General features: G+C 60.3%; 17 protein-coding genes, 1 tRNA gene and 1 pseudogene. 9 read left to right on the forward strand and 10 right to left on the reverse strand.

Going from position 1 to position 20309, the window contains the following annotated elements; translation table 11 throughout:
* The first annotated feature begins 25 nt into the window (after nt 1–25).
* The 3 genes from ROSMUCSMR3_RS19200 (at nt 26) to ROSMUCSMR3_RS19210 (ending at nt 3553) form a co-directional block, all read left to right on the forward strand.
* The gene (locus ROSMUCSMR3_RS19200) at nt 26–916 is read left to right on the forward strand and encodes a TRAP transporter small permease subunit (protein ID WP_081508411.1); all 891 of its coding nucleotides are present in this window, start codon (nt 26–28) and stop codon (nt 914–916) included.
* 14 nt (nt 917–930) lie between these two features.
* Nucleotides 931–3288 carry a TRAP transporter large permease gene (locus ROSMUCSMR3_RS19205; RefSeq protein WP_008282135.1) on the forward strand — a complete coding sequence of 786 codons (2358 nt, stop codon included), beginning with the start codon at nt 931–933 and terminating at the stop codon, nt 3286–3288.
* Between the two features lie 175 nt (nt 3289–3463).
* Nucleotides 3464–3553 (forward strand) — tRNA-Ser (locus tag ROSMUCSMR3_RS19210).
* 450 nt (nt 3554–4003) lie between these two features.
* Here the strand turns inward: ROSMUCSMR3_RS19210 and ROSMUCSMR3_RS21345 are convergent.
* Nucleotides 4004–4120 (reverse strand): annotated as a pseudogene (locus ROSMUCSMR3_RS21345) (IS3 family transposase); the annotation flags it as partial.
* A gap of 32 nt (nt 4121–4152) precedes the next feature.
* Entirely contained in the window at nt 4153–4836 is a 684-nt protein-coding gene (locus ROSMUCSMR3_RS19225) for a Crp/Fnr family transcriptional regulator (protein ID WP_081508413.1), read from the reverse strand.
* Between the two features lie 181 nt (nt 4837–5017).
* Here ROSMUCSMR3_RS19225 and ROSMUCSMR3_RS19230 point away from each other — a divergent pair, with 181 nt between their 5' ends.
* From ROSMUCSMR3_RS19230 to ROSMUCSMR3_RS19240, 3 genes are all read left to right on the forward strand, one after another.
* Nucleotides 5018–5764, forward strand: coding sequence for a hypothetical protein (locus ROSMUCSMR3_RS19230; RefSeq protein WP_081508414.1), 747 nt, complete (start codon nt 5018–5020; stop codon nt 5762–5764).
* A gap of 31 nt (nt 5765–5795) precedes the next feature.
* Nucleotides 5796–7895 (forward strand): alkyl/aryl-sulfatase, encoded by a 2100-nt coding sequence (locus tag ROSMUCSMR3_RS19235; protein ID WP_081508415.1) that lies wholly within the window; start codon nt 5796–5798, stop codon nt 7893–7895.
* Between the two features lie 144 nt (nt 7896–8039).
* Nucleotides 8040–8846, forward strand: a complete 807-nt coding sequence (locus tag ROSMUCSMR3_RS19240; protein ID WP_081508416.1) for a hypothetical protein — start codon at nt 8040–8042, stop codon at nt 8844–8846.
* Nucleotides 8847–8937: 91 nt separating this feature from the next.
* Here the strand turns inward: ROSMUCSMR3_RS19240 and ROSMUCSMR3_RS19245 are convergent, their stop codons facing one another.
* Complete coding sequence (locus ROSMUCSMR3_RS19245; protein ID WP_420541223.1) at nt 8938–10050, reverse strand: Do family serine endopeptidase; 1113 nt, start codon at nt 10048–10050, stop codon at nt 8938–8940.
* Between the two features lie 175 nt (nt 10051–10225).
* Between ROSMUCSMR3_RS19245 and ROSMUCSMR3_RS19250 the strand changes: the two genes are divergently transcribed.
* Together ROSMUCSMR3_RS19250 and ROSMUCSMR3_RS19255 are read left to right on the forward strand one after the other, a co-directional pair.
* Nucleotides 10226–10897 (forward strand): response regulator transcription factor, encoded by a 672-nt coding sequence (locus tag ROSMUCSMR3_RS19250; protein WP_081508418.1) that lies wholly within the window; start codon nt 10226–10228, stop codon nt 10895–10897.
* On the forward strand, nt 10894–12246 hold the full coding sequence (locus tag ROSMUCSMR3_RS19255) for a sensor histidine kinase (protein WP_081508419.1): 1353 nt from the start codon (nt 10894–10896) through the stop codon (nt 12244–12246). The genes ROSMUCSMR3_RS19250 and ROSMUCSMR3_RS19255 overlap by 4 nt, the downstream gene beginning before the upstream one ends.
* A 98-nt stretch (nt 12247–12344) precedes the next feature.
* Here ROSMUCSMR3_RS19255 and ROSMUCSMR3_RS19260 read toward each other — a convergent pair whose 3' ends face one another.
* Nucleotides 12345–14021, reverse strand: a complete 1677-nt coding sequence (locus ROSMUCSMR3_RS19260) for an alpha/beta hydrolase (protein ID WP_081508420.1) — start codon at nt 14019–14021, stop codon at nt 12345–12347.
* A gap of 327 nt (nt 14022–14348) precedes the next feature.
* Here ROSMUCSMR3_RS19260 and ROSMUCSMR3_RS19265 point away from each other — a divergent pair, with 327 nt between their 5' ends.
* Nucleotides 14349–15431, forward strand: a complete 1083-nt coding sequence (locus tag ROSMUCSMR3_RS19265) for an alpha/beta hydrolase (RefSeq protein WP_237183489.1) — start codon at nt 14349–14351, stop codon at nt 15429–15431.
* 100 nt (nt 15432–15531) lie between these two features.
* Here ROSMUCSMR3_RS19265 and ROSMUCSMR3_RS21350 read toward each other — a convergent pair whose 3' ends face one another.
* The 6 genes from ROSMUCSMR3_RS21350 to ROSMUCSMR3_RS19290 all read right to left on the reverse strand — a co-directional run bounded on the left by ROSMUCSMR3_RS21350 (nt 15532) and on the right by ROSMUCSMR3_RS19290 (nt 19959).
* Nucleotides 15532–15759 (reverse strand): hypothetical protein, encoded by a 228-nt coding sequence (locus ROSMUCSMR3_RS21350; protein WP_157667360.1) that lies wholly within the window; start codon nt 15757–15759, stop codon nt 15532–15534.
* Nucleotides 15760–16034: 275 nt separating this feature from the next.
* The gene (locus ROSMUCSMR3_RS19270; protein ID WP_237183490.1) at nt 16035–16742 is read right to left on the reverse strand and encodes a DUF4386 domain-containing protein; all 708 of its coding nucleotides are present in this window, start codon (nt 16740–16742) and stop codon (nt 16035–16037) included.
* Nucleotides 16739–17638: an EamA family transporter gene (locus tag ROSMUCSMR3_RS19275; protein ID WP_081508422.1), complete on the reverse strand. Its 900-nt coding sequence runs from the start codon at nt 17636–17638 to the stop codon at nt 16739–16741. The genes ROSMUCSMR3_RS19270 and ROSMUCSMR3_RS19275 overlap by 4 nt, the downstream gene beginning before the upstream one ends.
* 64 nt (nt 17639–17702) lie before the next feature.
* Nucleotides 17703–18341, reverse strand: a complete 639-nt coding sequence (locus ROSMUCSMR3_RS19280; RefSeq protein ID WP_081508423.1) for a DsbA family oxidoreductase — start codon at nt 18339–18341, stop codon at nt 17703–17705.
* Complete coding sequence (gene wrbA, locus ROSMUCSMR3_RS19285) at nt 18341–18964, reverse strand: NAD(P)H:quinone oxidoreductase (RefSeq protein WP_081508424.1); 624 nt, start codon at nt 18962–18964, stop codon at nt 18341–18343. The genes ROSMUCSMR3_RS19280 and wrbA overlap by 1 nt, the downstream gene beginning before the upstream one ends.
* Nucleotides 18965–19077: 113 nt before the next feature.
* Entirely contained in the window at nt 19078–19959 is an 882-nt protein-coding gene (locus ROSMUCSMR3_RS19290; protein ID WP_081508425.1) for a LysR family transcriptional regulator, read from the reverse strand.
* Nucleotides 19960–20309 lie beyond the last annotated feature (350 nt).

A 20309-nucleotide genomic window follows, 5' to 3' on the forward strand; every position in this document is an offset into this window, starting at 1 on the left:
CAGCACCGCGTGTCAGGGGGACAGGATGCTGGACGCAGTTCTCTGGATTTTCCAGAATATCGGCATGGCCTTTTACAATTTGGCCTATGCCATCAGCCATCCCGCAAGCTGGCTGGATTGGTCCGATAAAGAGGCGATCATGCGGGTCGTCTATTACGGTGGCTCGGTCGAGTTCTTCTTTGTGGCATTCACGGTGTTTCTTGTGATTACCGCCGTGGGTATGTGGAAGAACGCTTTTCTATGGGGCTGTGTGCGCGGGCTAGAGGGGATGGCCAATACGGTTGGCCGCTTTGCCGCTTGGGCCGGGCTGATCATGGTGATCCAGCAAATCCTTATCGTGTTTATCCAGCGCATCTTTGCGCGCCCGGATATGGTGTTTGGCATCGGTATTCCGCTGCAACTCGACATCAGTTGGTATTCCGAAGAACTTAAACTTTACAACGCGCTGATCGTGACGCTCTGCGCCACCTACACCTTTGTCCAAGGCGGGCATGTGCGGGTTGACCTGATCTATGCGCCGGTCAGTCACACCACCAAAAAGATCATTGATATGGTGGGCAGTCTCATTTTCATGATGCCGATGGCGGTGTTGACGTGGATGTATGGCTGGTTCTTCATGTGGCGGCATTTGATCGTGCCCAACCCTTCGGCCAGTGAGACACTGGACCGGCTCTTGATGAAATCCCGCGCGCTGCGCTGGAATGTTGAAACCATCGGGTTCAGCCCCAACGGTTTCAACGGCTATTTCCTCTTCAAGGTGTTGCTGGTGCTTTTTGCGGGGATGGTGTTCCTGCATGCGATGGCGTTTTTCTGGCGCTCTTATCTGGAGTTCAAGGAAGGCCCCGACAGTCTGGGCAAATACCTCGACCGCGACACGCTGGGTCAGGGCGAAGAAGCCTTTGAAGGCACACATTAAAGGGGCAGGGACCAATGCTATTCGGACTTGACGGGGTCGAGATCGGGCTGATCATCGTATTTCTATGCCTCTTTGGGGGCATTCTATCCGGCTTTCCCGTGGCCTTTGCCATTGGGGGTGCGGGTGTCGTGGCGTTTGGCATTATTGCCGGTTTGGACAGCGCAGGGCTGCTCATCCATCAGGCCATCGACACATCGAGTGAAGCCTATAATGCCATCGTGGCCAGCGGTGTGAGGCCCGATGCGATTTCGGTGTTCCGATACCCGGATTTGCCGCGTGCCGCGCAGCCGGTGTTTCCGCAGGGCTGGGAAGTGGCGCTGGATCGCAACGTGTCGTTCCTTGTGAACCGGATCAACGAACGGGTTCTGGCGGGGGCCTCTATCGAGACGCTGCTGGCAGTGCTGATGTTCGTGATGATGGGCATCACGCTGGAACGCTCCAAGATCGCCAACGATCTTTTGACCACGATGTCGCGGGTGTTTGGCCCGCTGCCGGGCGGTCTGGCGGTATCGGTCGTGGTGGTGGGGACCTTCCTTGCGGCGTCGACCGGGATTGTGGGCGCAACCGTGGTAACCATGGGCCTTTTGAGCCTGCCCACGATGCTGCGCGCGGGCTATAGCCCACAACTGGCGACGGGGGTTATCGCGGCCTCGGGGACGCTGGGGCAGATTATCCCCCCCTCTATTGTGATCGTGCTTTTGGGCACGCTGGCCGGGGATCTCTATTCCGTGGCGCAGGAAAACCGGGCGCAAGCCGTGGGCTGCACCGATGCGCTGACCTATCTGGGCGAACCGGCAGTGGTCTCGGTCGGCACGCTCTTTCAGGCGGCGCTCTTGCCGGGTGTCATGTTGGCTTTGCTCTATGGGCTATACGCTTTTGGCTACGCGCTGGTGAACCCGTCCAAGGCCCCGGCGGTGCAGATCGCCAGTGGCCCACGCGGCGAGGTGATTACCCGCGGTGAGGGGTTCACGTGGTTTCTGGGTGTTCCGGTGGCCTTGATTGCCGGGGTGATGCTGTTCTCGACATTGGGGGTGGTCGGCAGTCAGAGCCTGATTGTGGACAGTTTCAGCGATCAGGGCAGTTCCGCGTCGCTGCGTACCAATGTAAGCCCCGAGTGTCAGGCGGCGATGATCGAATTGCACGGGCAATCCAAATGGGATGCGGCGGTGGCCGAGCAGCAGACGATTGATGCCGCCGGTGGGGTGGCGGCAAGCGTGCGACTGACTCCAGAAGAAATTGCCGCGCTGCGTGCACAGAAAGAGGTGGATGCCGCCCCCATCGGCACAGGGGTGGCCACGTTGATGGTGATGCTGGCCCTGACGCTGGCGGTGGCACGGGGCGTCGCTCCTTCGGCCAATCCGGCTCCGCTCTTGATCGGGGCGCTTGGTATCTTGCTTGGGCTTTTGGTGGATATCGCGCTCATCCGCCCGTCGACCTCTGCGGGGGTAACCGTGCTGTTGTTGCTCATCCCATTGGCCATGGCCTGCTACGGCTGTGCCCACGGTGCGGTGCGGATGGCCAAGAACGATTTGATCCGCGTTGTCTTTCCGCCTTTGGTGTTGATCGTGGCGGTTCTGGGCTCGATCCTCGGTGGGATCACCAACCCGACCCCGGCGGCAGCGCTGGGGGCAGGCGGGGCCATCATGCTTGCGGCCTATCGCAAGCTGCGCGATCAGGACCGGTCGCCCAAGATCATCATCCTTGCCACCTTGGCGGTGGTTCTGTCGATCCTGATCGGCATCAACTTTGACCTCCGGATCAATCAGGGCGGAGTGAGTTTTGAATCTTGGGTGGCGTTCTTCTTTGCCTATGCCGCCTATCTCTATGCGGTGTTCGGGCTCTTGTTCGCCTGCTGGGTGCTTTACACCGGTGGTGTGCTGACGCCCGTGGTGCGCGAGACGGCCAAGGTCACAAGCATGGTCTTTACCATCTTGATCGGTTCGCAACTCTTGAACCTCGTGGTCATCAGCTTTGGGGGTGAACATTACATTCAGGAATTCCTCAAGAGCTTTGACAATGAGCTCAAGGTTTTCCTGATCGTGATGCTGGTGCTTTTCGTGCTGGGCTTCGTGCTCGATTTCCTTGAGATCATCTATATCGTCATCCCCATCGTGGGGCCGGTGATCTATGGCGGCACGTTTGATCCGAAATGGGTGACGATCATGATCGCGGTCAATTTGCAGACTTCGTTCCTGACCCCGCCTTTTGGATTTGCGCTGTTTTATCTGCGCGGCGTGGCACCAAAGGAGGTCACAACGGGCCATATCTATCGCGGGGTTATCCCCTTTGTGCTGATACAGGTTGGGGCGCTTGGAATTTTGTGGTTCTTTCCGTCGATTGTCACGATTGTCCCGGCATTGATGGCGAATTGAGGGTGTCACGCGCTCTGTAAAGAGGGCCCAAGGTACTCTGGAACCAGAGACCCATAGAGCTGACCGCCCCTCACGAGGGGCGGTTTTATCTTTTCCAGGGCATGCGCAAAGGATCGGACAGACAGTCGAAATTTGGCCTTGTAACTCTCCTACAGGGGCGGCTATACGCGTCAACGGAGCTGTGGCCGAGTGGTCGAAGGCGCTCCCCTGCTAAGGGAGTAGGCCCGGAAGGGTCTCGTGGGTTCGAATCCCATCGGCTCCGCCATTACCCATAGTTTTATTGGGTAAAATCAGTTTTTTTGAATACTACCCCCCTTAAAGCCCCACATAGAAGACGCGCTTACCGGCTTTTGGCTGTCCGATACTAGTCCGAGGCCCAGCCGCTTTGCTCAATCAGCTTTTGCAACTCGCGTGTCTGAACAATTAGCTTACCGTCACGCGGTATTAAGCAATCAGCCCGTAAATTCTTTGGATGTGGCCTGCTGCCCTGAGAGTCCTCGTTCATGAGGTAGCTTTGTTCAGGTTTTGGCGGTCCCTCGAGCTTGCGGCTCTCCTGCCATTTCAGGATAGCGTTTGAAGTCCGTTCGGTCCCATTGTGAGCGACCATCATGCAGGGATAGCCCCGCAGGTCAGCATCTTCTGATCGGGTAGGCAGTTGCCGATAGACACGCGGATTGATGCCAACCAAACCGCAGGCTCGCCGCTGCCGCTATCCCTTCAGCGTTGATACATTCATCGGCTGCTCGGCCAGCAGCTTTTTGAGCTTGGCGTTCTCGGCCTCAAGAGCCTTCAGCCGCTTGGCCTCCGACACGTGCATGCCGCCAAACTTCGCACCCCGGAGAGAGCCTGGTGTATTGACGCATTTCAGTCTGGTTGGGCGGCGCGTTCTAGGGCGGCGTGGTCAACGATCCGCAGACCGCCATAGTCCGTGCGCACCGCGCCGACCTCGATCAGCGTTGCAAAAGCGCGGCGAAAGGCGGCACGGCTCATGCCCGCCATTCTTCCGAGGTCTTCTTGTGTCACTCGGACGGTTCCATCGTCACTTGCCAGACGCAGCAGCATCCGGGCGAACCGGGCCCGCGGGGGTAGAGAAAGCGTCTCGGCGTGGACCCTCAGGGCAAGCATCGTGTTGTTGTGGCTGAGCCTGAAAAAGCATGGCCAATCTTCGGGATTGTTGGCAAGGTTGCGGCGCACGGCGTTGATCGGGATGCGGAAAACGCGGCAATCCGTAGCCGCCGAAACGGTCACGCCCCGGTTCTTCTCCGCCAAAAGCGCCGAGTCGCCGATCCAGAAGCCGGGCTTTGCCCGATAGATGGTCACTTCCTCGTCGCCCCCGATTGCAATCGAAACATCGAGAAGGCCCTGGCCCAAACCAAAGAGCGCGTCCGGGGCATCACCAATCGTATAGATCATTCCGCCGCGCGGAACCGTCATCCAACGACCGGCCATCGCCATGCGGGTCTGGAATGCCAATGGCTGCTCGTGGAGCCAGCCCTCAGTGGGCAAACTGGAGAGCTGAATGGTGGCTTTTTCATCTGATTGCTTCATTCGTCGCAAACCCTCCCCATAAAGTCGGTATGATTCATTAAATACGAATGACGTCTGAATTTCGTTGACAGATATCAATTGGGCTTTCGGGCGGCGAGACGGGTCCGCAGCCGAGGGGGAAAGCTTTCATATCGGAAACGAGCAGGCGACACGTTTTGACCGCAACTGGGGAGCGTGGAGGATGTCTTGGAGAGCGTGCATCATTGCCGCGTTGACGGTTTCGCCACTGGCGTCGGTGGGGGCAGCGCAAGAAGCATCCTGGGAATTCACCCTCTCTCCGTATGTTTGGACGCCCGGGGCCTCTACATCTATCGAGACTGGTTTTGGCACGATTGACGCCGATGCGGGTGTTGGTGACGTCCTCTCGGCAACTGATTTCGCCTTTATGGGGGTGTTTGAGGCGCGGCGCGGGCCTTGGAGCCTGATCGCCGATCTTGTTTATACCGATCTCTCTGAGCGCCAGAATGCCCCGTTCGGCGCTCTCTTTTCGCGTGCGACGGTGGAAACTGAACTGCGGGTGGCAAGCGGCTATGCGGCCTATCGGCTAAAGGAGGGCGCACAGGTGTCGGTCGATCTGATGGGCGGGTTCCGTGCTGTGAGCGCCGATCTGGATGTTAGGCTCGCACCGGGCACGCTGCCGGGGCAGAGGTTCAACTTGGGCGACACTTGGATTGACCCAGTTCTGGGCGGGCGCATTCGTGTCGCCCTCAACTCGCGTTGGTATCTCACCGTCCTGGCCGACTTTGGCGGCTCGGGGGGCGGGGACGACCGCACTTGGCAGGCCGTTGGGATGTTGGGCTACCAGATCAACGACCGTTGGTCGGTGCAGGGCGGTTGGCGCCACATGACGATCGACAGAGAGATCAAGGGACGCGACGTCGAGATTGATCTCGGAGGGCCGCTGATCGGTCTGACCGCACGGTTCTGACACTTGAGGATAACGCAATAAGGAGAGCACAATGACCACAAGGCGCCAATTCATCGGAGCCATCCCCGTTACGGGCGCAGCTTTTGCGCTGAGCGGTGCGCTATTCAACGAGGGGCCAGCCTTGGCTCAGGAAGCGCCGCCACCGCTTGCGGGTCATTTCCACCCCAAAGGCAAGGCGCCCAGCGTTCACACCATCCGGGCGCTCGAGGCGTCAGTGGCAAATCTGCCGCTCTCGGATACGCGGGATTTCGAAGAGCAGGCGCGCGGCTTCCTTGCCCCCCTGCCTGACCTCAAGATCATGGCGGATGCGGGCAACGTCGCCTGGGATCACGAGCGATTTCTATTCAACGAGACGCAAGAGTCCTTTGACAGCATCCATCCCTCGCTTCTTCGGATCGCGCGGCTGAACAATAACTATGGGCTCTACGAAGTTATTCCGGGCATCTATCAGGTCCGTGGCCCCGATCTTGCCAATATTACCTTCGTGCGCGGCAAGACGGGCTGGATCATCTTTGACATTATGACAGCGGCCGAGACAGCGCGGGCGTCTTGGGAGTTGTTCCAGCGCGAGGTTGGGGAGGGTCTCCCGCTCAAGGCGGTGATTTATTCGCATACGCACGGAGATCACTTTGGTGGGGTGCGTGGCATTGTCAGCGATGAAGACGTGACCTCGGGCCGGGTCGAAATCATCGCTCCGGGCGGCTTCATGGACTTTACCATCTCGGAAAACGTCTATGCCGGGAATGCGATGAACCGGCGGCTGTTCTACCAATACGGCCTGCTTTTGCCGGTGGCCCCGCACGGGTTTGTGACGCAGGGCCTTGGCCATGTTGTGCCTGCCGGGGCATCCGGGTTGATCGCGCCCACGCGCTCGATCACCGAGCCCATCGAGGAGGTCGAGATCGACGGGTTGCGGATGATCTTTCAGAATACGCCCAACACCGAAGCCCCTCGGGAGATGAACACCTATATCCCCGAGATGAAGGCGCTGTGGATGGCCGAGAACGTGACCGCGACGCTGCACAACATCTACACGCTGCGCGGTGCTCCGGTGCGCGATCCGCTCAACTGGTCGAAATATATCGCCGATGCGCTGTTCCGCTTTGGGCAAGAGGCCGAAGTCATGTTCGCCTCGCATCACTGGCCACGTTGGGGCAACGCGCGCATTCAGGAGGTGCTCCGCGACCAGCGCGATCTCTATGCCAACGCCAACAATCAGGTGCTGCATTATGCCAATCAGGGTGTGACCATCAACCAGATCCACAATGTCTATGAGGTGCCGAAGGGGCTTCAGGCGAAATGGCATTGCCGGGGCTATCACGGCTCTCCTGAACATAACGCCCGTGGTGTGGCACAGCGCTTTCTCGGGTTCTGGGATTGTAACCCCGCGACGCTGATCCCGCTATCGCCCGCCGACTCGGCCCCGCTTTATGTCGACATGATGGGTGGCTCCGCGCAGATCATTGCGCGCTCGCGCGCCTTGTTTGACGCGGGCGACTACCTGCTTGCCTCGGAGATCATGAACAAGCTGGTTCAGGCGGAGCCGGGCAATGTCGAGGCCAAGGACCTGCTGGCCGACGTCTTTGAACAGCTTGGCTATCAGCAAGAGAATCCTGGGCTGCGCAACAGTTTCCTCGCGGCGGCCTACGAGCTTCGGACAGGTATTCCTCAGGGCGCAACCGCAAGCTCGACCGGGCCGGATATCATTCGGGCCATGTCGACCGAGCTTTTTCTCAACTTCCTTGGCATCCGGATGGACAGCCAAAGGGCGGAGGGGTTGGAATTCAGCATCAATCTTGTGACGCCGGACAATGGTGAGCAGTTCATCGTCGAGTTACGGAACGCAACGCTGACCAACATTCAGGGGTTCCAGGACCCGGCGGCGGACCTGACGCTAACGATCAACCGTGCCGATCTGGAGGTGACGATGGCGGGGATCAAGCCGCTGGACGAACAGCTTGCCGATGGCACGGCAACGGCCGAGGGCGATCTGGCAATCCTCGGACAGCTTGCGGCGTTGATGGTAGATTTCGATCCAAGGTTCGAAATCATGCCCGGCACCAAGGCAAAATCTGATGCGGCGGATACAGACCCCTACGCGGCTACGGTCGGGGCTGTCATTTCCGAGTAAACCTCTGGTGGTCAGCGCAGGATCATCGCTTGCCACCCCCTTGTTCGCTTGACCTTGCATTCCGGGACGACGGCAGAACGCCGGAGGCGCAGCATCCGCCTTAGGACACCCCGGAGCAGATCAACCTCAAAAAGGAGACGATCCATGCGCCGACATCTTGTCGCTGTGGGCCTCAGCCTCTTGCTTGCTGGCCCATGGGGCGGGCAGGCCTTGGCCCAAGACGCCGAAGAGCTTGCCCAGCAACTGGCAAATCCGGTCGCCTCGCTCATCAGCGTGCCGTTCCAGTTCAATCAGGACGACGGCATCGGACCAAATGGCGATGGATCGCGACTGGTTCTTAACGTCCAGCCGGTTATTCCCTTTTCTATCGGCGAGAATTGGAACCTGATTTCGCGGACGATTGTCCCGATCATCCATCAGGATGATGTCGTGCCTGGATCAGGATCGCAGAGCGGCCTTGGCGACATTCTCCAGAGTTTCTTCTTCTCGCCCAAGGCCCCCACGGCGGGCGGTGTCATTTGGGGACTGGGGTCTGTCGTGCTCTTTCCGACTGCGACCGATGATCTGCTCGGTTCCGAGAAATGGGGGGCAGGGCCGACTGGCGTCGTGCTGGTTCAACGCGGGCCCTGGACAGTGGGGGGGCTGGCCAACCACATTTGGTCCTTTGCCGGTGATGACGCGCGCGCGGATATCAACAGGACCTTTGTGCAACCCTTCATCTCATACACCACAGAGAATGCTTGGACCTTCACCTTGCAGACTGAGACTGCCTATGACTGGGAGGCCGAGGACTGGGCGGTTCCAGTCAATGCAGTGGCCTCAAAACTGGTGCGGATCGGGGGCAAGCCTGTCAGCCTGTTCGGCGGCGTTCGCTATTGGGCCGACAGCCCAGCCGCAGGTCCCGATGGTTGGGGGATACGCTTTGGGGCGACATTCCTCTTTCCAAAATGAGCTGGCACGGATCGGGAGGGGCGGGTTTGCGCAAGATGTCCGGTGGGTTGTCCGTGTCGGCGCCGCATGGATGCGCCGACACGGATTTTCCTCAGGCGTTCGGATTAGCCAATGTGCCAATCGTCACGTCGAGGGTCTTTTCCGTGCCTTTGTGCAGCACGGTGACCGGCACGACGGCCTCGGGATCGGTCGCAGCCACGGCGCGGGTCAGATCGCGCAACTCGGCAATCGCGGTCTCGTTGAAGCTGAGGATGATGTCGCCTTGCATGAGGCCCGCCTTGGCCGCGGGGCTGTCGGGCGTCACATTCTCGATCACAGCGCCTCTGGGGGTGTCATAACCCAGCACCTGCGCGATATCCTCGGGCATCGGCTTGATCTGCACGCCCAGCCAGCCACGGGTGATCATGCCGTCATCCGACAGGTCCGCCACGATGTGCTGCACGAGGTCCGACGGGACTGCAAAGCCAATGCCGACCGACCCACCATCCGGCGAGAAGATGGCGGTGTTCATGCCGATCACCTCGCCTGCATTGTTGAAGAGCGGCCCGCCGGAATTGCCCCGGTTGATGGCGGCATCGGTCTGGATATAGTCATCATAGGGGCCAGAATTGATGTTGCGCGACAGGGCCGAGACGATGCCGGATGTCACCGTGCCGCCCAGACCGTAGGGATTGCCAACTGCAACCACCTCATCCCCGGCCCGCATCGTGTCCGACTTGCCGAAACGCACGAAGGGCAGGGGTTCCTCTGTGTCAAGCTGAAGAACGGCCACATCAGTCAGCGGGTCGCTGCCGATAACGGTGGCTTCGAAGGCGCGGCCATCGGCCAATTTGACGGTCACGGTCTCGGCACCTTCGACCACGTGGTTGTTGGTGACGATCTTGCCGTCTTCGGAAATGATGAAGCCCGATCCAAGACCTTGACGGGCTGGCATCTCACCCTCGGGCATCATCCGCTCGAATTGACGGCGCAGCTCTTCGGGCAGGTCTTCGGGCAATTGGCCGGACATGTTGGTCGGCTGTGCCTTGGCGGTGACTTCGATATAGACCACTGCGGGCGAGACGGCGGCGACAAGATCGCCATATCCCCCCGCAGGGACAGCCAGCGCTGGGCTGGCGATGCCGAGAGAAAGGCCTGTTGCGCCCAAGACGGCGGCAAGGGCTGCGGACCCTGCAAGGCGACGGGAAAGAGGTGTGGAGGACATCATTGAAAGCTCCGTTGTGTTGCGTGCGATGGTGCCCATATGATGCGCGGGTCTCACAGCCGGATGTGCCCAACTATACAAATAGTTTAGGTAGGGCAGGCGCTTCCAAAAACGGGTGCAAATCGGTTTCAACGGGGATAGCCGGTTCACAGGCCAAGGAAATCACGAGGATGACATGAAGCTGCTTGTGGTCGAAGACGATGCAACGACGGGGGCCTATATCGCGCGGGGTCTGCGCGAGGAAGGGCAGAGCGTCGACCTGGTCAGCAACGGGCGGGATGCGTTGATTCAGGCAACGAGCGGACCCTATGACGTTCTGATCATCGACCGAATGCTGCCGGAAATCGACGGGCTGACACTGGTCAAGACCCTGCGCGGCGCGGGCAACCAAACGCCGGTTCTTTTTCTGACCTCGCTTGGCAGCGTCGACGAACGTGTCAGCGGTTTGAACGCGGGGGCGGATGATTATCTGGTCAAACCCTTTGCCTTTGGCGAGTTATCGGCACGGGTTGCGGCGCTGGCGCGGCGTCCGCATGCGCTGGAGCAAGAGACCGTGTTGCGCGCAGGCCCTCTGGAAATGGATCTGATCGCCCGCAAGGTGACGCGAGAGGGGCAGGAGATTGACCTTTTGCCACGTGAGTTTGCCATTCTCGAACATCTCATGCGCCGCAAGGGGCGCGTGCAGACACGCACGATGCTGCTCGAGGCGATCTGGGATATCTCGTTCGATCCGATGACCAATGTGGTCGAAACCCATATCAGCCGCTTGCGGGCCAAGGTTGACAAACCCTTTACAACCGAACTTATCAAGACGGTGCGCGGTGCCGGCTACCGGATCGACGCATGACCTTGAGGCGCGCCTTTTTGCTGCGCTCTATGCCGATCCGGCTGGCGGCGGGGCTTGTGCTCTTGTTCGCGCTGGTATCGCTGCTGGGGCTTTGGGCGAGTTACCTCTACACGCGGTCCTCTTTCGAGCAGACGCTCCGCGCCGATCTTACGCAGGATATGGCGGGTTTTCGCGCGGCCCCGTCTGCCGCCGCCCTCGCCGCACTGGTCGAGGCCGAGGCACGCAGCACCGATCCTGAGCGGGTCGTGCTGAGCTATTTCGCCCCGAACGGGCGGCATTATGGCAATGCGCTGGTGGCGCGCGATGCGGATGGATATCGGATCATATCCTATCTTCCGGGCAATCCTGAGATTGAGGGGCGATTTCTGGCGCTGACCACATCGCTGCAGGCTGGCCAGTTGACCGTGGCGCGCAGCCTTGCGCATATCGACGCGCTGCGGGACGCGTTTCTCAACATTCTGGGTATCTCGCTGCTGCCCACGGTTCTTGTGGCGCTGTCGGGCGGGTGGGTGCTGGCGCGGCGCGGCGCACGACATGTGGCGGTCATCAGCGGAACGCTGGATCACCTGACATCGGGAAACCGAGAGGCGCGGGTGGGGGATGTCACAGGCTGGTCAGACGATCTGGCGCGCATCGCCACCAAGGTCGATCAGATGGCCCGCGCGCAAGAGGATGCGGTCGAGAGCCTGCGGCAGGTGTCCTCGGATATTGCCCATGACCTCAAGACCCCGATCCAGTGCGCCGCCGTGCATCTGGACGATCTGAGCCAGAGCCCGGATCTGACCAAGGAGGCGCGGGAGATGCTGGGCCGGGCTCAGGCGGAACTCGACAGGATCGTGGCGATCTTTCACGCGCTCTTGCAACTGTCGCAAATCGAAAGCGGCTCGCCACGAGGGCGGTTTGCGCCGGTGGACCTGTCAGAACTGTGCCAGACGCTCTGTGATGTTTACGATCCTGCAACGGCCGAGAATGGGCAAATGCTGATCTGCGCCCTGCCGGATGCGCCCGTGCGCCCGGTGATGGGGGACCGCACCCTCTTGGGGCAGGTTCTGGCCAATCTCATCGAGAATGCGATGCACCACACCCCGCAAGGCACCACGATCACCGTTGCCCTATCAGAGGCAGAGACCCATATCGACCTGTCGGTCACGGATAACGGCCCCGGCATTCCCGAGGCAGAGCGGGATCTGGTGCTGCGCCGTCTCTACCGGCTGGATCGCAGTCGCGGGACCCCCGGAAACGGTCTGGGGCTGAGCCTGGTGGCGGGCATCGCCCAGGTGCATGACGCGGCGCTGACCCTCGAAGATGCGGGGCCGGGTCTGCGGGTTAGGCTCCGCTTTCCCGCCTAAAGCCTTTCAGCATTTCGCTGAAACGCCAACACGCTTTAACCCTTTGAATTGGCGAAATTTCAAACCCAAAAAGTCTATCAACTTTTTCTGAAATTGCTTTAGCGCGGGGTGAGATCCCTCAGATGGTCGATGAGCCGCGCTTCGATTTCGGGGGTCCAGCCTGCAGGCTCCAGCGTTTCGGCCCAGGCGGGAATATAGTGGCGTGCGGCGTAATCATGGCCATAGCCCAGCGTTCCAACCGCAACCGCCATGTCAAAACCGACCTGCAACATCGTGACAAGAGGCACCCAGCGCATGTCCGGCCCCAGATCAGGCGCGCGGTTCGCTCTGAGCCAGTCGGGACGCCGCCAAGCCAGAGAATAGTCGAAAAAGACGATGGGATCGCTGCCATATTGCAAGAACACAAGGCGGATCGGTCCCCATGGGGCCTCAAACCGCTCCAGCCCGCCATCCTGATTGGCGGTGCGGATCAAAGACCCGTTTCCGAATTTTGGACGCCATGCCGGGCTGTCGGGATGGCGCCGGTCCTGCACCATCCGCCACATGTCGCTGAGGAACGGCGAGCCGGTCCACAGAGCGCCGTGAAAGGGATCCCCGAACATATTCAGCAGGGGAACGGTTTCCTGTGACAGGAAAGCCCCAAGGCTCAGACCGTGCAGATAGAGGCGGGGGCGGTTTGTCGGTGGCTGCGCGGTCCAGTGCCCATAGATCAGATCAAAGAGTGCGCGGGATTCCGCGAGCCCGTTCTCAGGGTCGATGATCACCGACATCGGGCTGGACAGGTAGGAATACTGGATCGCGACCGTGGCCACGTCCCCCCGCGTGATATACTCCAGCGTATTCATCGCACCGGGGTCGAGCCAGCCGGACCCGGTGGGCGTGGCGATGACAAGGTATTTCCTTTCGAATCCGCCCACCCGCACCAATTCGTCAAAGGCGAGCTTCGCGCGCTCTTCAACCGTCCCCGAGGCGGTGAGCCCGACATAGACCCGGATCGGTTGGCGGGCCGGTTCCTCCCAGAACGCCGCGATCTCGGCGCGGTCGGGGCCCGAGATCACATAGCCGCGCCCCCAACGCCCCAGATCCTCCCATGCGATCAGCGAGGCCGCACTCCCCGGCGTGTCCGCGTCCGTCGGCGGTGCAAGATCAGGCGGGATCACCAGATCGGCGATCCGCGACGTGGTGTCGATCGTCCTGAGGGCAAAGCGAAAGGCAATCCCGTCGATCACAGCCCAGAAGATCCCCAGCGCCAGCAGCAGCCCGACCCCCCGTGCGACACGCGGTGGCAGATACCGCGCGGTGCGACGATACCATTTGGCCGCGAGCAGCTCAAAAAGTCGCCCCGCGAAAATTAGTAGCGCGGCAACGGCCAGGGCAATTGCGACAACAAAGGTCGTGGCAAAGCCGTCGAGTTCGGGCAGGCCCCAGACTACGCGGATCGAGTTCTGCCACTCTGTGCCCATCCAGAGGCCAAAGCCGCAGATCATCAGCGCGAGCGCATAGATCGCGTAGATTTGCACGCGCGATGGCCGGAAAGCCGGTTGCACACCCAGCCAGTAAACGCCTGACCTGACAACGTATGCCGCCGCATAACCAATCGCAAAGACAAGACCCCCAAGTGCTCCCTGTATCTCGGGGCCGCGCGGCACCATCGACGGCGTGAGCGACACGGCAAAGAGCACGGCTCCAACCAGAATGCCCGCGGGAGAGAGCGGCCCGAACAGTCTCGGCAGCAGTTGAATCACGCCATCGGGGCGATTTTCCTTGTCGCGCATCCCTGTACCTCGGAGTGACAGTCTACCGCATTACATGGCACCATGGCCACCTGACAATCCAGCCCAAATGCCCGGATTGATGGTGATGCGAAGGTCAGGACCATCGGGACCGTTGATCCGCGCTGCGTAAACAGGGTCGACGGCCCAACGCCGCCCTAAGGATCAACCCGGTTGGGTCAATCCTCGTCTGGACAACTTCGGGAGCCTGACCGAATGTGCTTGGGAAACTTCCAACCTAGCGGGGGCGACATGGGGCTTGCACACGAATCCAGAGTTCCTGCGCCTGTCCTTGTGTACCGTCGCTGCACCTTGATTATCGGTGTCTTGATGACACTGATCCTAGCGGCCTGTAGCCGTCCTCCTGAAATCATTGGCATCGACAATCCGGCACTCCGCCCGGCGGTTGAGGCCGAGAGCACGCGGCACCGAATTTTTATCACAAGCGGCCGCGCGCCGTCCGAGGAACCCGGAGCGTTCTTGTCGGCCAACCGCGCGCGGACACTTGGCCTTGCCTCTGTGGATGTGCTGGTTCCTCCGAACCACTCAATTGGCAGGTTGAAACGGGCAAGACGCCTGCCGCCTGACCCGCGAACAGAGTTCATGGCCGTTGATCCGGTGACCTATGCCGGTGATGCTGCCTTTGTTGACGCGATCAACCGAGAGCTTGAAAGCCGCCCCGCCGACAAGCGGACGATCCTGCTTTTTGTCCACGGGTTCAACAATACGCCAACAGATTCCCTGTTGCGGTTGGGTCAGTTTGTCGAGGATAGCAACTTTGAGGGCGTGCCTGTCTTGCTGAGCTGGGCATCTGCGGCACGCACGATCCGGTATGTTCACGATCTCAACAGCGCTCTGATTGCCCGGGATATGGTGCCTGAAATAGCCGAGATTCTGGGACAGACCAAGGCGCATAGCGTTGATGTTTTCGCGCATTCCATGGGCAGTCTCTTGACTATGGAAGGTCTTGTGGAGCGTGATCGAAGCGGTGAGCTGGGCCGTAGAAAAAATCTGAATACCATCGTTCTGGCCGCGCCCGATATCGACATTGATCTGTTCCGAGCACAGCTCAACCGGTTATCCCCCGAAATCCGGCGCTCGATCTTTTTGCTAATCTCAGAGCGGGACGCCGCTTTGCGTGTTTCTGCCCGCCTTGCCGGTGGTGTGCCCCGTGTGGGGGCTGCCCCGCTCAGGGATCTTGAGGAATTCGGGCTGACCGTGATCGACCTGTCAGACATCAACGATTCTAGCTCCGGAAGCCATTCGGCATTTGCCGGTTCGCCGGATGTCGTCCAACTGATCGGGGCGGGACTGAACAGCGCAGGTCGCTTTGGAGAGGATACGTCCCCTCTGATTGATCAGATCCTGACGGTGTCCCCCATCCGGGTTTTGCGACAGAGCCCCGGCGGCTGAGGATCTGCCATTGCGCTCAGTCGATATGCAAATTGTTGATTTTCGCGTCGAATTGACCCGTTTTTCCATTTGGCGCGGCCCCCTCTGAAACATGATAATCTCATGAAAAAGAGGCGGAATTGTTGAAACCAGCGGCTCGCAGTGGCTCAGGAACGTGGATCAATTCCTCGCGAAATTCAACATCGGCGCCATGATCACCCGCAAATCGGCGCAGCTGGTTGTTTCCAGCCTTTTGAGACAGTCGTGGAAAAAGCCTCCGGGCGCGCCTTTTGGCGTGGGTGTTTCGCTTTGACATCAGGCTGATTGTTCCGCTGACAAGAAAGCTCATGGTGCATTATCTGGGCTCTTTGACGGCGGTGACCGAGAAGACCGCAGAGCGTGCTTGATATGTCGACTAACGACCCGGAGCAGACTTTCGCTGCGAAGGTCACGAATGGCCGCAGTGGCGCAGGAAGCGGGCTTTGCAAAGTCGGGAACCTTAGTCGCCCTTCAAGACGTGACCGGCCCAAAGCCGACTTTCACACATCACTCAGATGCTGCGCTGCGGCTACAGCATACCTGTCATTCGCATCCCACACAGAGTTTTCGGTCAGGGAAGCCGCTTCAAACTGGATTCCGTTGTAGAAGCAACCGTAGGCAGAACGCCACCTCTGCAAGGATCGTGATCGCATACGCGGGTGCAAAAGCAGAAGACAGGCTAGGTGCGAAGAACCGCAGCCCACTCCCGACCAGATAAACGAGCCCTGCAACAGCCAGTCCTACTCCGAAGGCCTTTGCAAAAAGCCCCGACCGCCATACAAGCCCCCCCATCATGAGGCTGCTAGCACCGAAAAACACTAGCCCCAGGTCGTAGCCATGGCCGTGCAAATCAAGAAACACGAGTGCAAGTTTGTGAGCGTCGGCCATGCCGGGCGCTTTTGCCAGCAGCAACCACGCAGTCTGCAGCGCCATGAGATTGGCGGCAATCAGCACGGTCTGGATCAGGCGGAACACCATTGCAGACAGGGCCAGACCGGGCGCAATGACGCGGAAAATCAGGTAGAACAAGATCGCCAGTCCTGCGTCGCACAAAGCCATGAGCAGGTCGGCGGCGATGGCCAACCGAAACCTGCCCGGTGCCTCAATGATTGCAGTGGCGGTTGTCTCTGCATTGCCAAGGTCGATCAGAGGACCGCGCAGAACAAGTTCGGCGCCAAGGCCCGCGATAATGATGACCAGATAGAGCAGTCCGGCAAGCCGGACCCTGCCTGCAAGCTCGGGGGTGAGTGTGTGAGTGACCATGTGACATCTCCTTGCCTGTGCGTCAGTCATGCGGCGTTCGTTTGCGGCGATACAGGGCGCGGGGGCGCATGCGTGGAAGGCGCGCGGTTCGCTCGCTGTCCGAACCAGACAGACCCAAGAACGATCGTAGCCCCAACGCCCTGCAAAAGCGACAAGGACTGGCCCAGCCAGATCCAACCCAGGATGACTGCCGTCACCGGGCTCATCATGCCGAGCATCGAGACCGCACCCGGTTCAAGTCGGGCAACCCCCCGGAACCACACTGCATAGGTCGCAGCGGCACCAATGAGGCCAAGCCAGGCGAGACCGGCAAGGTTTATGGCAGAGAGAGGCGGAAGCGCCGGTTCGACGATCAGCGCAAGCGGTAGAAGAAGGACGCCGCCCGCGGTAAGTTGCCAGGCCGTGAAGCTCAGTGCTGAAACTAGCGGCTGCCATTTCCGGCTGAGAACGGTGCCCGCCGCCATGGAAGCTGCACCACCCAAGCCGGCCGCGATGCCAACGGGATCGAGCGCGGCCTCGGGTCCGATGAGCAGAAGCGCCACACCCAGAACACCGGTCGCCGCTGCAACGACAGCACCCGCCCGGATCGGTGTTCCAAGCCAGCCCCGGGCCATCAGGATTACCATCATCGCCTGCAACGCCCCCAGCGTCGCAGCGACACCTCCCGGCAACCGGTAGGCGGCCACGAAGAGCAGCACCCAGAACAGCGCGAAGTTGAATGCGCCAAGTAGAAAGACGCGACCAAGCCAGACACGCGGCGGCAGACAGCGCGTGATGGCGAGCAGCAACAGCCCGGCAGGAAGCGCGCGCAGCGCCGCCAGCGTCACGGGATAGCCGGCAGGCAATGCCTCGGTCGTGACAAGATAGGTGCTGCCCCAGATGGCCGGGGCGAGCGCGGTAAGAAGAACATCGGTGGTGCGTGACATCGGTTGTCTCGATCTCAAGGAATTGGAAAATGTTGGCCATCTCTCGGGCATGAAACGCGTTCTTTCAGGCGATGAGGCGGAGGGCTGCGCGCAGTTGTGCGGCCAGATCCTCGCGTGGACCATTGACGAGGCGGGTGCCGGTTTCGCGAACGATCAGGGTGGGAATGGACCGGACCTGTAGTTTGCGGGCCTGTTGCCGGTCAGTCTCGACGGAACTAAGCGTTCCTGGGTCATCGAAAAGCTCGGCGAAGGCAGATGCCTCGAACCCCAGTTCTCGCGCCACATCCAATACTGTGGCAGGATCGGCAACGTTCCGCGCCTCGGTCAGATGGGCGCGCTGCAGCAGGTCGAACATGTCCCAATGGGCTTTTTGACCACCAAGGCGTTCCGCAGCCTTGCACCCCAACGCGGCGGTCATACCGTGCGGGTAGTCAAAGGTCGCGGCCCGCATCTCGTTGATTCCGACAAGCTCCGGCCGATCGCTGACCTGACGGCAGACCGCCCAGTGACCGAGGATCGTGTCGCGGGCGTCTTCAGGTGAGCCCCAGCGCGCGGCCATTTCGGCGCGGCTGGCTTGCAAGACGAAAGTGCGGTGTCGCACGTCGAGATCGAACTCTGCCGCAAGGTTGCGCATCCGCGAAGAGATGTTGAAGCACCAGCAGCAGACGACATCGTGGAAGAAGTCGATGGTCAATGACGCCATCACGCAGCCTCCTCAACTTTGACGGTCCCGGCGAGCTTCGCCGCGATGCGCGCCACATGCGCGCCCTGAAAGCGCGCTCCGGCCAGGTCGGTCTCGGTAGGCGTGCGCGAACCGTCAGCACCTGCGATCGTTCCCGCGCCATAGGGCGCGCCGCCGACGATCCCATCGGCTGTGGTTTGACCGGCAAAGCTGTAGGGCATGCCCACGATCAGCATGCCAAAGTGCTGGAGCGGGATTTGCGTGGACAGCAGCGTTGCCTCATGCCCGCCATGCTGCGAGCCTGTGGAGGCGAAGACAGCGGCAACCTTACCCACAAGCGCATTACGCGCCCAGAGCCCACCTGCCTGATCGAGGAAGGACTTCATTTGTCCGGCCATCATGCCGAAGAGCGTGGGCGTGCCGAAGATGATGGCGTCATAGGCCTCCAGATCGGCCGGAGTCGCCAAGGGCGTGTCATCCGGGGCGAAGCCAGCCTTTTGCCTTACCTCTTCCGGGACGGTTTCGGGCACGCGGCGCAGATCGACAAGGGTGCCGGGCACGGAGCGCGCACCTTCGGCCTCGGCCTGAGCAAGCGCGCGGACATGGCCGTAGCTGGAATAGTAGAGAACAAGAACGCGGGTCATGGGATCCTCTCGGGGATTGCAGTTTCATTGTCCGAGAGGATGGGGGATATTCGGCGCCGGAATAACCAGCCGGCGCTCACTTCATTCTTTACGCTGGTTGAAGAATGTCAGGGTTACAGCGCCGCGCGCAGGTGATCGAGGAACGCCGTGACCTTCGCGTCCATGCTCAGCCGCGAGGCCGTCACGGCGAAGATCTCCGGTGCAGGAAGTTCCCAGTCCGGCAGGATACGAACAAGTTCACCTTGCGCCTCAGGCTCTTTCGAGACGAAATCCGGCAAGGTGCCGATGCCCTGACCCGCGATCAAAAGATCGCGCAGAACAAGGCTGTTGCCGACGCGGACTGGTGGATCAAGGTCGATGATTTTTGTGCCCGAGGGACCGTGCAGGGTCCATGACGTCAGATGATCCGCGAGCAGGAAGCCGATGACCCGGTGCTGCGCGATATCCTCGGGGACCTGCGGAGCACCAGCCTTTTCCAGATAGGCGGGCGCTGCGAAGATGCGCTGTCGCATCGTTCCAATCTTGCGGGCGACCAGCGCCGAGTCCGGCATGGCGGGTCGGATGCGGATCGAGACATCAAACCCACCTTCGACCATGTCCAGCACCCGGTCGTCCATCGACAGTGACAGACGCAGATCGGGATAGGTATCGAGAAAATCTGGCAACATGGGTGCGATGACTGTCTGCCCGAAGGAACTGGAGGCGTTCACCTTGAGATGCCCGCGCACCACGCCCGCGCCGTCCCGGATGCGGTCTTCGACCTGGGCCATGGCGCCGAGAATGGCATTGGCCTCGTCATAATAGAGCCGCCCGGCATCGGTCAGGGACATGGATCGGGTGGTGCGCGTCAGCAGCGTGGTCCCAAGACTTTCCTCAAGCAGCTTTATCTCGCGGCTCAGCAGTGCAGGCGAGACACCAAGATCCTCCGCCGCACGTGCGAAGCTGCCCCGCTCAACGATGCGGCGGAAGGCTTGCATGACAGAAAGCTTGTCCATTATTGTCGCGATCGGTCAGCTGTGACCGGCTCTTTGTTCGGCTGTCACCTGAGCTAATAGCATATTACCACAACGCTGCGAATGGCTTGGTGATCTGTCACACCCATGATCTCCACCAGTTTTCCGCGAATGTGCGTGTGGAGTAACGCGTCCTGTCTGGAACCATGAAAGAAATCGATAGCATGACAATCATGGGATTAGATGCTCCAGCCACATTTCCATAATCAATGGTGAAACTGTCCGCATGTCCGACGTTTGGGCATTGTGGAGCAAATAGCCACTATCCTCACCTCAAACTGGTGCGCTCCTCCTCGGCTTGAACGCCCTATGCGCTTCCGATTGTCTCGACG

Origin of the sequence: Roseovarius mucosus (genome assembly GCF_002080415.1) — a bacterium.
GTDB classification, from domain to species: domain Bacteria; phylum Pseudomonadota; class Alphaproteobacteria; order Rhodobacterales; family Rhodobacteraceae; genus Roseovarius; species Roseovarius mucosus_A.

What these genes read in the sequence shown, in the direction of transcription:
- ROSMUCSMR3_RS19270 (WP_237183490.1), bottom strand. Translation starts at nt 16,742, where the DNA reads ATGACTGACGCACAGGCAAGGAGATGTCACATGGTCACTCACACACTC.
- ROSMUCSMR3_RS19250 (WP_081508418.1), top strand. Translation starts at nt 10,226, where the DNA reads ATGAAGCTGCTTGTGGTCGAAGACGATGCAACGACGGGGGCCTATATC.
- ROSMUCSMR3_RS21350 (WP_157667360.1), bottom strand. Translation starts at nt 15,759, where the DNA reads ATGAGCTTTCTTGTCAGCGGAACAATCAGCCTGATGTCAAAGCGAAAC.
- ROSMUCSMR3_RS19200 (WP_081508411.1), top strand. Translation starts at nt 26, where the DNA reads ATGCTGGACGCAGTTCTCTGGATTTTCCAGAATATCGGCATGGCCTTT.
- ROSMUCSMR3_RS19290 (WP_081508425.1), bottom strand. Translation starts at nt 19,959, where the DNA reads ATGGACAAGCTTTCTGTCATGCAAGCCTTCCGCCGCATCGTTGAGCGG.
- ROSMUCSMR3_RS19235 (WP_081508415.1), top strand. Translation starts at nt 5,796, where the DNA reads ATGACCACAAGGCGCCAATTCATCGGAGCCATCCCCGTTACGGGCGCA.
- ROSMUCSMR3_RS19255 (WP_081508419.1), top strand. Translation starts at nt 10,894, where the DNA reads ATGACCTTGAGGCGCGCCTTTTTGCTGCGCTCTATGCCGATCCGGCTG.
- ROSMUCSMR3_RS19265 (WP_237183489.1), top strand. Translation starts at nt 14,349, where the DNA reads ATGACACTGATCCTAGCGGCCTGTAGCCGTCCTCCTGAAATCATTGGC.
- ROSMUCSMR3_RS19260 (WP_081508420.1), bottom strand. Translation starts at nt 14,021, where the DNA reads ATGCGCGACAAGGAAAATCGCCCCGATGGCGTGATTCAACTGCTGCCG.
- ROSMUCSMR3_RS19205 (WP_008282135.1), top strand. Translation starts at nt 931, where the DNA reads ATGCTATTCGGACTTGACGGGGTCGAGATCGGGCTGATCATCGTATTT.
- ROSMUCSMR3_RS19240 (WP_081508416.1), top strand. Translation starts at nt 8,040, where the DNA reads ATGCGCCGACATCTTGTCGCTGTGGGCCTCAGCCTCTTGCTTGCTGGC.
- ROSMUCSMR3_RS19230 (WP_081508414.1), top strand. Translation starts at nt 5,018, where the DNA reads ATGTCTTGGAGAGCGTGCATCATTGCCGCGTTGACGGTTTCGCCACTG.
- ROSMUCSMR3_RS19275 (WP_081508422.1), bottom strand. Translation starts at nt 17,638, where the DNA reads ATGTCACGCACCACCGATGTTCTTCTTACCGCGCTCGCCCCGGCCATC.
- ROSMUCSMR3_RS19280 (WP_081508423.1), bottom strand. Translation starts at nt 18,341, where the DNA reads ATGGCGTCATTGACCATCGACTTCTTCCACGATGTCGTCTGCTGCTGG.
- ROSMUCSMR3_RS19245 (WP_420541223.1), bottom strand. Translation starts at nt 10,050, where the DNA reads ATGTCCTCCACACCTCTTTCCCGTCGCCTTGCAGGGTCCGCAGCCCTT.
- ROSMUCSMR3_RS19225 (WP_081508413.1), bottom strand. Translation starts at nt 4,836, where the DNA reads ATGAAGCAATCAGATGAAAAAGCCACCATTCAGCTCTCCAGTTTGCCC.
- wrbA (WP_081508424.1), bottom strand. Translation starts at nt 18,964, where the DNA reads ATGACCCGCGTTCTTGTTCTCTACTATTCCAGCTACGGCCATGTCCGC.